This window comes from Agromyces fucosus, from assembly GCF_004134865.1.
GTDB lineage: Bacteria > Actinomycetota > Actinomycetes > Actinomycetales > Microbacteriaceae > Agromyces > Agromyces fucosus.
The window spans coordinates 377,434-389,176 of the sequence record NZ_SDPO01000002.1; the positions used below are offsets into that span (position 1 = coordinate 377,434).

At 64.0% G+C, this 11,743-nt stretch carries 9 protein-coding genes; 4 read left to right on the forward strand and 5 right to left on the reverse strand.

What is annotated here, in order from left to right; translation table 11 throughout:
• Positions 1-92 precede the first annotated feature (92 nt).
• From ESP57_RS07545 to ESP57_RS07555, 3 genes are all read left to right on the forward strand, one after another.
• On the forward strand, positions 93-1,412 hold the full coding sequence (locus ESP57_RS07545) for an alpha-L-fucosidase (protein WP_279387792.1): 1,320 nt from the start codon (positions 93-95) through the stop codon (positions 1,410-1,412).
• A 183-nt stretch (positions 1,413-1,595) separates the two neighbouring features.
• A complete protein-coding gene (locus tag ESP57_RS07550) occupies positions 1,596-2,603 on the forward strand; it encodes a LacI family DNA-binding transcriptional regulator (protein WP_165877407.1) in 1,008 nt (335 codons plus the stop codon).
• 139 nt (positions 2,604-2,742) lie between these two features.
• Positions 2,743-5,397, forward strand: a complete 2,655-nt coding sequence (locus ESP57_RS07555) for an alpha-L-fucosidase (RefSeq protein WP_129231129.1) — start codon at positions 2,743-2,745, stop codon at positions 5,395-5,397.
• A 142-nt stretch (positions 5,398-5,539) separates the two neighbouring features.
• Here the strand turns inward: ESP57_RS07555 and ESP57_RS07560 are convergent, their stop codons facing one another.
• The 5 genes from ESP57_RS07560 to nrdH form a co-directional block, all read right to left on the reverse strand.
• On the reverse strand, positions 5,540-6,250 hold the full coding sequence (locus ESP57_RS07560; RefSeq protein WP_129231130.1) for a hypothetical protein: 711 nt from the start codon (positions 6,248-6,250) through the stop codon (positions 5,540-5,542).
• Between the two features lie 134 nt (positions 6,251-6,384).
• The gene (nrdF, locus tag ESP57_RS07565) at positions 6,385-7,407 is read right to left on the reverse strand and encodes a class 1b ribonucleoside-diphosphate reductase subunit beta (RefSeq protein ID WP_115958650.1); all 1,023 of its coding nucleotides are present in this window, start codon (positions 7,405-7,407) and stop codon (positions 6,385-6,387) included.
• A 55-nt stretch (positions 7,408-7,462) separates the two neighbouring features.
• Positions 7,463-9,568, reverse strand: a complete 2,106-nt coding sequence (gene nrdE, locus ESP57_RS07570; protein ID WP_129231131.1) for a class 1b ribonucleoside-diphosphate reductase subunit alpha — start codon at positions 9,566-9,568, stop codon at positions 7,463-7,465.
• Positions 9,569-9,600: 32 nt separating this feature from the next.
• Positions 9,601-10,017 (reverse strand): class Ib ribonucleoside-diphosphate reductase assembly flavoprotein NrdI, encoded by a 417-nt coding sequence (nrdI, locus tag ESP57_RS07575; RefSeq protein ID WP_056005479.1) that lies wholly within the window; start codon positions 10,015-10,017, stop codon positions 9,601-9,603.
• Positions 10,018-10,077: 60 nt separating this feature from the next.
• Positions 10,078-10,311: a glutaredoxin-like protein NrdH gene (nrdH, locus tag ESP57_RS07580; RefSeq protein ID WP_056005481.1), complete on the reverse strand. Its 234-nt coding sequence runs from the start codon at positions 10,309-10,311 to the stop codon at positions 10,078-10,080.
• Positions 10,312-10,720: 409 nt separating this feature from the next.
• Here nrdH and ESP57_RS07585 point away from each other — a divergent pair, with 409 nt between their 5' ends.
• Complete coding sequence (locus tag ESP57_RS07585; RefSeq protein WP_129231132.1) at positions 10,721-11,518, forward strand: alpha/beta fold hydrolase; 798 nt, start codon at positions 10,721-10,723, stop codon at positions 11,516-11,518.
• Positions 11,519-11,743: the final 225 nt, after the last annotated feature.

Genomic DNA, 11,743 nt, shown 5'->3' on the forward strand with positions numbered 1-11,743 from the left:
TGAGCAGTCGGCTGATTGCCCGGTACACTGTCGCGATACGGTGATGGTACGCGTATCATTTCACAATCGCAACACGAACGAGGGAGTTCATCATCAGCAACGACGTCAACACCGACTGGTTCGCCTCAGCCGGCTTCGGAGTCTTCATCCACTTCGGTCATGCTGCTCACCGCGGATGGGAGTTGTCGTGGCAGATGACCGGAGGTGTCGAGGGGCAGCACCCTCCGCGAGAGCCGGTCGCGTGCGACGAGTATTTCGCGAACGCGGCGGAGTTCGACCCGCAGGATTTCGACGCCGTCGAGTGGGCGCGCATCATCGCCGATTCCGGTGCCGCCTACGCGGTCTTCACCGCAAAGCACCACGACGGATTCGCGATGTTCGACACGCGACTCTCGGACTACTCCATCGCGAAGACATCGCCGTTCGGGCGAGACCTCACTGCGGAGCTCGTCGCGGCACTGAGGGAGGCCGGCGTTCGGATCGGGCTGTACCTCTCCCTCCCGGACTGGTACCACGCAGAGTATCCACGCATGACAGATGAGACAGTGACGAAGCCGTATCGGATCGGCAGCTACCAACGGGTCTCCGAGGCCCAGTGGAAGCGGTATCGAGCGTTCTTCATCGGCCAACTGACGGAGCTGCTGACCAACTACGGCGTCGTCGACGTTCTGTGGCTGGACGGCGAATTCGAGCACACCCCTGAGGAATGGGATTTCGCGGAGATACGCAGGCTAGTCGCTTCCCTGCAGCCCGGTTGCGTCGTCAATGATCGGTGCGTCGGTTTCGGCGACTTCGCGACCCCGGAGCAACAGATACCCGAGCGAGTGCCGGCCGGCCCATGGGAGATCTGCATGACGATGACGGACTCATGGGGCTGGGTGCCAGACGACGGACCGTGGAAGAGCACGCCCTCCATTCTCGCGACACTCGCCGAGACCGTCTCCTCGGGGGGCAACCTTCTCCTGAACGTCGGGCCCAGGGGCGATGGCCGCATTCCGGAGGAAGCGGCGTCCCGACTCGACGACATCGGGCAGTGGATTCGACGCAATGCGTCAGCGGTCTACGGATCGATCTCACGGCCAGCGGACCTCAGGGCGCCGCTCCCGCTGGGGCGGAAGATCGACTCGGATGGCGAGCACGTCTTCGTCTACTGCACGCTCCGACCGTGGGATTCGATCACGGTCTCCAATATTCCGGTCCGACGCATCGAGTCCGTCCACGTCGTCGGCGACTCGCGGACGCTTGATTTCGTCGGAATCGCGAGTCTGCCCGAAGTGCATGCTGGCAAGGCGGACCCTCGTGGCGAGCTCGTCATCACGATCCCACCAGACGTGGCGGACCTGCTGGCGCCGGTGATTGATATCGTGCTGCGAGACGAGCAGTCCCCGACTCCTCTGACGACACACGGCTGAGGCGGAGGTGGGGGCGGTGCCAGAGCCGACCGAGCATCGTAGAAGGTCACGGGCCTTGCAGCATCCGCCCGGGCGCGTTCGCGTACAGGAAGGTGATCGGTGGCCTCTGGGTATCCAGAAAGCGACGCCGACGCTCGGTGTTACGCGTAGCATCGGTGGGCAGGAGCAGGTATGAGAGGGACGATGGCCACGATCCGAGATGTCGCAGACAGGGCCGGCGTTGCCCCGATGACAGTGTCGCGGGTCCTCAACAACCCTGACTCGGTGTCACCGAAGACTCGGTCTCGCGTCGAGGCGGTCATCGCAGAGCTCAAGTACGTGCCGAACATGATCGGCCAGACTCTCCGCACGAATCGGACGATGGTGATTGCGCTCGTCGTTGCCGACATCAGCAATCCCTTCGCCATTCAGCAGATCCGCAGCGTGGGCGACACGGCCAGACGTGATGGCTACACGGTGCTCTTCACCCACACCGAGGCGAGCGAGGAGAACGAGCTGACGCAGCTGCGCGCGCTGGTGCAGCGACGCGTCGACGGCATCGTGCTCGCTCCGGTGACGAACCGACCCGATTCGGTCGACTTCGTGCAGGGCCAGGGATTGCCGATCAGCGTGATCGGCTACCCCATGCCAGGGAACGACGTGGATGTCGTGCGCTGTGACACGGGCACGGCATCACGACAACTCACCGACTACCTCCTCGGCCTCGGACACAAGCGGCTCGCCATGCTGTCCGGTCCCAGCGAGATCGTCTCCGCTCTGGAGCGAACAGACGGCTTCATCTCGGCGCTTCGAGGTGCGGGATTGTCGCCCGTCGCATTGCGCAACGCCCCCTTCACGGTCGAAGGCGGCTACCAGATGGCGTTGTCGGTGCTCGGCGGCCACGACCGACCCAGCGCCATGGTGACGGCGAACAACTTCATCGCCATCGGCGCTGCCAAAGCTGCTCGTGAGCTCGGGATGCGGGTGCCAGAGGATGTCTCGATCGCGACCTTCGACAACGCGCGGAGCGACTCGGTCCTCGACCCGTTCTTCACCGGCATCATTCAGCCCGCAGCAGAGATGGCAGAACTGGCAACCGGCATGCTGCTGGGCCGCCTCGCAGGCGACGAAGACGGACCGGGCCGGGAGATCATTCTCCCGACGCGCTTCGAAGTTCACGACTCGACAGCTCCACCGCCCGCGGCGAACTGACAGCCGACAGGCAGGTCGGGCTTGCCCGCAGTCCAGGCTCGGACGTGCGTCCGTAGGGATGGTTCACCTGCGTGCGGGTCGTCGCATCACCGTCCGCCCCTCTCGCGCGACCTCTTGACAGCGCCGTAGCCGCCGGATCATGCTGAAGCGTGGTACGCGTAACATTCCCAGTCAACGACGACGAGAGGTACACACCATGCACCGACGACTTCCACGCGCCGGAGTGGGCTTCTTAGCGCTGATCGCGCTGACGGCCAGCCTCCTGACGAGCGCGAACGCGGCATCGGCCGCGAGCGATCTCCCCCAAGGCGGCCCCGCCGAGCTTCCCCTCAGCACCGTGACCGACGTCGACGGCCAGGTCGTCCTCGGTGCGAACCGTGCTGCGCGCAGCTCCGACTTCACCATGGGCGCTCCCGGCTGGCCGTTCGACCTGTACATGTCCGGATGGACGCGAGCCGACCAGCACTTCACCTGGACGGTCACTCAGCCTGCTGCCCGCACGTACCGCGTACAGTCGCTCATGGCTGCCCCTCAGGGGCAGCAGTTCCAACTGACCGTGCGGAGCGGGGATGCCAGCGGGCCCGTGCTGTCCACGACCCCGGTCACGACGACGATGGCTGAAGGCCGATGGGACCGCCGACTGATCGGTGACGTGGCGCTCCCAGCCGGCACATCGAGCATCACGCTCACGCGAACGGGTTCGCTTTCGGGAACCGCGTCGTTGAAGGCGCTCGAGATGTTCCCGTCCAGCGAATACAGCGCATACCAGGCGGATGTCGCTGCGGCTCGCGCCGATACGAGCGCGTTCACCGGCACGCCGTACGGCCTCTTCTTCCAGTACGGTCCCTGGGGTGGGCCCCGTAGCGGAACGAAGAAGTCGATGGAGCAGCAGACCAACGACTTCGATGTGCCGGCGTTCGTCGAGAAGGTCAAGGCGACCGGCGCCGGATACGTGATCTGGTCCATTTCGTGGTGGACGTATCAGATGTCGGCGCCGATCTCCTCTGTCGATGCGATCCTCGGACACGGCGACCGTACGACGCAGCGAGATCTGATCGGCGAGGTCGCAAGCGCGCTCAAGGCGGACAACATCGGCTTCCATCTCTACTACCACACCGGGCAGGACTGGCATCTCGGCGCGAACAGCACCGACTGGTGGCAGAAGCAGCAGTTCCCCAGCACCTACCCCACCCGCGGCTGGGGCGATCGCGCGACCTTCATCGCAAATTGGAAGACTGTGATCGAGGAGATCGGAACCCGCTACGGCAGCGACCTCGACGGGTGGTTCTTCGATGATGGAAACGCCTACTACGGGTACAGCTATCTCGACCTCAAGCAGTCCGCCCGCGCAGGCAACCCCGAGCGCATGGTGAGTTTCAACGGCGGCTGGAATTCCGCTCAGATCACGAACACCGACGACATCTTCTTCGGTGAGATCGCCAGCAACGGCAGCCCGTGGCCGGGGATTTCGGCCCCCAACGGCAGCGACGGGAAGATCATCGCAGGTCCGGGAGTCGGTGAGGCCGATCATTTGATGAGCATCACAGAGAACAATTGGGGCATCACCGGATCCGGTCAGCAGATCATCACCTCGGCCGAAACGGCGCCGCAACTCCGGGATCGGATCGCGACGATGAATGCGCGTCGCATGCCATTCAGCATGAACGTCATGATGTGGGAGAACGGGGCCTGGGGCAATGCGACCCAGAACCGGTTCGAAGATCTTGCTGCTCTGGTGCATGGCGGCCTCGGGCAGTTGCGCGTCGCGGACACCGACCAGTTCATCACCTATGGGGCCGGGTGGTCCCGCAACGGCGGTCTCGCGCGACCCTTCGGCAACTACAACAGCGACGTGTCGTACGCCACAGCCAACGGCGCGGAATTCAGCTACACCTTCGAGGGAACCGGCATCGAGATCGTCTCGGAGCGGCACCCGACGTACGGGGACATGGACGTGTACATCGATGGCACGCTCGTCCAGACGGTCTCGGCGTACGCCGCCGGCGCGCGACAGGTGAAGCAGGTCGTTTTCAGCAAGCGCGACCTGGCATCCGGCACGCACACGATTCGCGTCGTCAAACGCTCGGGGCAGTACCTCGTCCTCGATGCGCTCCAGGTGCTGCGCCCGACAGTGGTCAACAACCACTCGCCGGCGATCGCCTACGCGGGCAGCGGCTGGTCGACGAGCATCAATCGCGACTTCGGCAACCACAACAACGATGTGGCATACACCACGGTGGACAACTCGTCTGCGACGTTCACGTTCACGGGGAGCCGCATCGGGTTCGTCACCGAGAAGGAACCGAGCTACGGCCTGATCGATGTCTATATCGACGGCCAATTCCAGACGACGGTGGACGCGCGAGCGACGAGCCGGCTTGCAATGCAGGAGGTGTTCGCGACGGCCGTGACGCCGGGCTCGCACACGATCAAGCTCGTCAAGAAGTCAGGATCATTCATGCTGGTCGACGGCTTCCGGGTGACCCCGTCCGGCACCGAGGAGGTCAGCCCGAACGTCGAGGTGACCGTCGATGAGCGCTGCATCGCTGGCAAAGCGTACGTCACGGCTCGCGTGCACAATCTCGAGGCCGTGCCCGTCGACGTGGCGATCACCACGGAGTTCGGTCAGAAGCAGTTCACTGCGGTCGCGGCTGACAAGAACGTCGTGCACGCGTTCAACACCCGTGCGACGACCTTGGATCCGGGTGACCTCACGGTGGCCACTGCCACAGACCTGGGCGCCGGCCCGGTCACCGGCGAGGTCACGGTCGAACACGCCGACCTGACCTGCTGAGCCACCGGGGCTGACACCCGTTCATCGGGTTGAGCCCGTCGAATCACGCACGCACGGTTTCGACGGGCTCAACCCGAAGATTGCAGTACTCGGTTGGCTGGACCTCGGAGGTGCCTTGAATTGTGGACGAGATTCCGGTCCCTCAGCGAACGCTGAGCGCGCGATCCCAGCTCTCGAAGCGGCGCTGCGCCACGATCGTGCTGAGCTCCTCACGCAGTTCGGGATGCTCGGCGTAGAAACGCACCGCGCAGTACAGCAGCACCGCGTCCTGCTCGAAGACGCCCGCGGTGAACTCCAATGGCTCGGCCGTGCCGATACGACTGATGCTGACGCGAGAATGCACGTGCGCCTCGACGCCGCTGATCGTCTCCCACGGCACCCACCGCACGCCCCCGGCGATCAGGTACCGCGCCACGCCATGACGGCTGAGGGTCAGCCCCACCGGGATCCTGCCGAAGGAGGTGTTCTTGCGGTCGAGTACGAGCTGGAGCACCCCGGCCCCGATGGGCACGAGGCAGAGCACGAGCAACGGAACGAACAGGAACAACCACCACAGGCCGCCGGGTGCGCCCAGCACGCCCGGCATCGCCAACCCGAGCAGTACACCGGTGCCGAGCCCCATCACGATCAACCACAGCACGCTCCAGATTCGCACTGGGCGTTCACGGCAGAAGTGCACCCAACCATCGACCGGCCGCGCCGTGGCTCGGCCGAGCGTCACGGCGTTGATCAACTGCGGAGGGCTCCGACGCACGGCGAAGAGGCCGAACACCATCGCGGTCAGTGCAATCAACCCGAAGAGCACGGCGAGCACGACGCCCCACACCAATGAGCCGACCACTGTGAACTGCATCGAACCGATGCCGACCGCTACCGCGAGAGCACCCGTGGCCCACATCGCAGACGTCGGGAAGTACTGCGCATCGGGCAGCCATCCTTCAGGCGAAGGATACGGGAGCGACTCCGGCGTCGGATCGGGCCCGTTGGTCAGAAGTCCCAGTCCTCGTCCTCAGTCACGACGGCCTTGCCGATCACGTACGACGAGCCACTCCCCGAGAAGAAGTCGTGATTCTCGTCAGCGTTCGGCGAGAGCGCCGAGAGGATCGCCGGGTTCACGTCGGTGACGGTCTTCGGGAACATCGGCTCGTAGCCGAGGTTCATGAGGGCCTTGTTGGCGTTGTAGTGCAGGAACTTCTTGACGTCTTCGGTCAGGCCGACACCGTCGTAGAGGTCTTGCGTGTACTGCACCTCGTTGTCGTAGAGCTCGTAGAGCAGCGAGAACGTGTAGTCCTTCAGGTCGTCGCGCTCGGCCTGCGAGAGACCTTCGAGTCCCTTCTGGAACTTGTAGCCGATGTAGTACCCGTGCACCGCCTCGTCGCGGATGATGAGGCGGATCATGTCGGCCGTGTTGGTGAGCTTCGCGCGGCTTGACCAGTACATCGGCAGGTAGAAGCCCGAGTAGAAGAGGAAGCTCTCGAGCAGCGTCGAGGCGACCTTGCGCTTCAGCGGGGAGTCGCCCTGGTAGTACTCCATGACGATCGCGGCCTTCTTCTGAAGGTTCTCGTTCTCGACCGACCAACGGAAGGCGTCGTCGATGTCCTTCGTCGAGCACAGCGTCGAGAAGATCGACGAGTAGCTCTTCGCGTGCACCGACTCCATGAACGCAATGTTCGTGTAGACGGCCTCTTCGTGCGGCGTGATCGCGTCGGGGATGAGCGAGACCGCGCCGACCGTGCCCTGGATCGTGTCAAGCAGCGTGAGCCCGGTGAACACGCGCATCGTGAGCTGCTGCTCGTCGGGCGTCAGCGTGTTCCACGACTGGATGTCGTTCGACAGCGGCACCTTCTCGGGCAGCCAGAAGTTGTTGACCAGTCGGTTCCAGACCTCGAGGTCCTTGTCGTCCTGGATCTTGTTCCAGTTGATCGCGTTGACGTGGCTGACGAGCTTCAGCTTGCCGCCCGTGTGCGCGGGGTCGTTCTGAGCCGAGTTCACAGGATCGGTGAGAGTCATTTCAAGTCCTTCTGAGCGGATGTCGCGAGTCGATGTCGTCAGTTTGGAAGACTGATCAAAGCGCGCACGAGACGCACATCTCCAGCTCAGTCCCCTCGAGGGCCATCTGACGCAGGCGGATGTAGTAGATCGTCTTGATCCCCTTCTTCCATGCGTAGATCTGCGCCTTGTTGATGTCGCGCGTCGTCGCCGTGTCCTTGAAGAACAAGGTGAGCGAGAGGCCCTGGTCGACGTGCTGCGTCGCCGCGGCGTAGGTGTCGATGACCTTCTCGTAGCCGATCTCGTAGGCGTCCTGGTAGTACTCGAGGTTGTCGTTCGTCATGAACGCAGCCGGGTAGTAGACGCGCCCGAGCTTGCCCTCTTTGCGGATCTCGATCTTCGACGCGATCGGGTGGATCGAGGCCGTCGAGTTGTTGATGTACGAGATCGAACCGGTCGGCGGCACGGCCTGCAGGTTCTGGTTGTAGATGCCGTGCTCCTGGATCGACGCCTTCAGCGCCTTCCAGTCCTCCTGCGTCGGGATGTGCACGTTGGAGTCGGCGAAGAGCTGCGTGACCTTGGCGGTCGCGGGCACCCACGCGGCATCCGTGTACTTGTCGAAGAATTCGCCCGACGCGTACTTCGAGTCTTCGAAACCGACGAAGGTCTCGCCGCGCTCCTTGGCAATGGCGTTCGACGCCTTCAGGGCGTGGAACAGCACCGTGTAGAAGTAGATGTTCGTGAAGTCGATGCCCTCTTCGCTGCCGTAGAAGATGCGCTCACGAGCGAGGTAGCCGTGCAGGTTCATCTGGCCGAGGCCGATGGCGTGCGACTTGTCGTTGCCGTCTTCGATCGAACGCACCGAGGTGATGTGGCTCATGTTCGACACGGCGGTGAGGCCACGGATGGCGGTATCGACTGTCTTGCCGAAGTCGGGCGAGTCCATCGTGAGCGCGATGTTCAGCGAGCCGAGGTTGCACGAGATGTCCTTGCCGATCTCGTTGTAGCTCAGGTCTTCGTTGTACGTCGTCGGCGTGTTCACCTGCAGGATCTCGGAGCACAGGTTCGACATGTTGATGCGGCCCTTGATGGGGTTCGCCTTGTTCACCGTGTCTTCGAACACGATGTAGGGGTAGCCGCTCTCGAACTGGATCTCGGCGATCGTCTGGAAGAACTCGCGCGCGTTGATCTTGGTCTTCTTGATGCGCGGGTTGTCGACCATCTCGCGGTACTTCTCGGTGACCGAGATGTCGCCGAACGGCTTGCCGTAGACCTTCTCGACGTCGTACGGGGAGAAGAGGTACATGTCTTCGCCGTTCTTGGCGAGCTCGAACGTGATGTCGGGCACGACGACGCCGAGCGACAGCGTCTTGATGCGGATCTTCTCGTCGGCGTTCTCGCGCTTGGTGTCGAGGAACCGCATGATGTCGGGGTGGTGAGCGTTCAGGTACACCGCGCCGGCACCCTGGCGGGCACCGAGCTGGTTGGCGTAGCTGAAGGAGTCTTCGAGGAGCTTCATCACGGGGATGATGCCGCTCGACTGGTTCTCGATCTGCTTGATCGGAGCGCCGGCCTCGCGGATGTTCGAGAGCGAGAGCGCCACGCCGCCGCCGCGCTTCGAGAGCTGCAGGGCGGAGTTGATGCCGCGCGAGATCGACTCCATGTTGTCTTCGATGCGGAGCAGGAAGCAGGAGACGAGCTCGCCGCGCTGGGCCTTGCCCGTGTTGAGGAAGGTCGGGGTGGCCGGCTGGAAGCGGCCGCCGATGATCTCCTCGACGAGGTTGACGGCGAGCTTCTCGTCGCCCTGCGCGAGGCCGAGTGCCGTCATGACGACGCGGTCCTCGAAGCGCTCGAGGTAGCGCTTGCCGTCGAACGTCTTGAGCGTGTAGCTCGTGTAGTACTTGAACGCGCCGAGGAACGTCTCGAAGCGGAACTTCTTCGAGTACGCCAGGTCGTTGAGCTTCGTGATGAACTCGAACGAGTACTGATCGAGCACGGCCTGCTCGTAGTACTCCTTCTCGACGAGGTAGTCGAGGCGCTCTTTCAGCGAGTGGAAGAAGACGGTGTTCTGGTTGACGTGCTGCAGGAAGTACTCGCGCGCCGCTTCACGGTCTTTGTCGAACTGGATCTCGCCGTTCGGGCCGTAGAGGTTCAGCATCGCGTTGAGCGAGTGGTAGTCCATGCCACTGGCCGATCGCGGTGCGTCGATGAGCGCTACGCCGTCAGTTGTCGCTGTGTTTGCCAAAATGCGTCCAATCCATCGTTGACGGCGCGAACGTCGTCTGGTGTTCCGAATACTTCGAAGCGGTAGAGGTGCGGCACCCCGGTCTTGGCGGCGACGATGTCGCCGGCCAGACCGAAGGCCGTACCGAAGTTGGTGTTGCCCGCGCTGATGACACCGCGGATGTTCGAGCGGTTGTCGGGGTCGTTCAGGAAGCGGATGACCTGCTTCGGAACGGCACCCTTGCCGTCGCCGCCGCCATAGGTCGGCACGACGAGCACGTAGGGCTCGTCGACGTGCAATGCTGCTTCACGCGCATGCAGCGGGATGCGGGCCGCAGAGCGGCCGAGCTTCTCGATGAAGCGCTTCGTGTTGCCCGAGACGCTCGAGAAGTAGACCAGATTCGTCATGGTGCGTCCTTCGCGACTGCGTTCTCCACCGGTTCACTCCCCCGAGCTCACCGGTGCCTCTTATGCGAGGCGCGAGGCGAGCTCGTCGATCTTGTCGGGACGGAATCCCGACCAGTGGCCTTCGTCGGTGATGACGACCGGGGCCTGCAGGTAGCCCAGCTCTTTGACCTGCGCAAGGGCGCTCTCGTCGACAGAGAGGTCGAGCACTTCGTACTCGATGCCCTTACTGTCGAGGGCGCGATACGTCGCGTTGCACTGGACGCAAGAAGGCTTGGTGTAGACCGTGACCGTCATTGTTTTCCCCTCGTTCTCAGGCTCTGGAGGAGCCCGTCCCCCGGTGTTGCATTTCGTACTTCAATACTACATCTAGTGTTCGAAGAACTCGACTGCCACAACATGCTGTAGTTACATTCGTGTAGTTATCCACGGGGTTATCCACGGGTTATGAACAGCGGATGCCTCGATGACCGGCGGATTCTCGCGGCTTCGCCGGAGGTTATCCACAGCCGGCGTCTTCGAAATCTCTTGCCCTGTGGACGGATGCCGGGCGTGTCGCGAATCGGAACCCTTGGGGGTGCTTCACCCCGCCGACCCCTACATATGGTGTTGTGACCCCAACACTGCCACCACCCACCGACAACGCCGTGGCACGACGCGCCCTGGCGGCGTAGCCTGACCCAGAAGCGAGACGAAGGGGCATCTGATGACCGAGTTCGCGACCTCCGCCGACGGCACGCGCATCGCCTACCACCGCCAGGGGTCGGGTCCGCCCGTGGTCCTCGTCGACGGTGCGATGCAGTTCCGCGCCTTCGACCCCGCGACCGTCGAGATGGCGAAGGAGCTTGCCGGTCACGGATTCACGGTCTACCACTACGACCGGCGCGGCCGCGGCGAGAGCGCCGCCGAAGCGCCCATCACGCTCGCGCAGACGCTCGACGACCTCGGCGCACTCATCGACGTGGCCACCGAGGGCGCCGACGAGGCCGTCGCCCTCTTCGGCAGCTCCTCGGGCGGGGCGATCGCACTCGCGGCCGCGGCATCCGGTCTCGCGGTCTCGAAGCTCGTGCTGTGGGAGGTGCCGCTGAACGCCGAGCTCGGCACCGACGGCGCCGCGTTCCTCGCGGGGCTGCGCGAACGCATCGCGGCCGGCGATGGCGACGCGACGATCGAGTACTTCATGAAGGACATGCCGCCCGAGTGGCTCGCGGGCGCGAAGGCGAGCCCGGGCTGGCCGATCATGACCTCGATGGGCCCGAGCCTCGAGCCCGACGCCGAGGCGCTCGCCTGGACGCAGAGCGCGCCGCGGCCCGCCCTCTGGGCCGGCATCACGCTGCCGGCGCTCGTGCTCCTCGGCGAGCAGACGCTCGAGTTCATGACGCCGGCCGCCGACTCGCTCATGGCGAGCCTGCCGCACGCGTTCCGCGGCACCGTGCCGGCCGCCGACCACGCGTGGGAGCCGAAGTCGATGGCGCTCACGATCGCGGGGTTCCTCGTCGACTGACGCATCCGGCCGACCCCGTCCCTTGGCCCGGCCGGATGCTCAGCACGACCTGCTGAGCGCGGTCGCGTTCAGCAGGACATCGCCGCGTGCTCGACCGTGTACTCGCTGCACGCGGTGACTCCTTCGTCTGGGCACTGCTCGTCGTCTGGCTCTCGACCTCCGGACGACTTTGTTTATATGCTCTACTAACTCGGCCGGTACGTCTAGAGGTCAGACGAAGGAGTC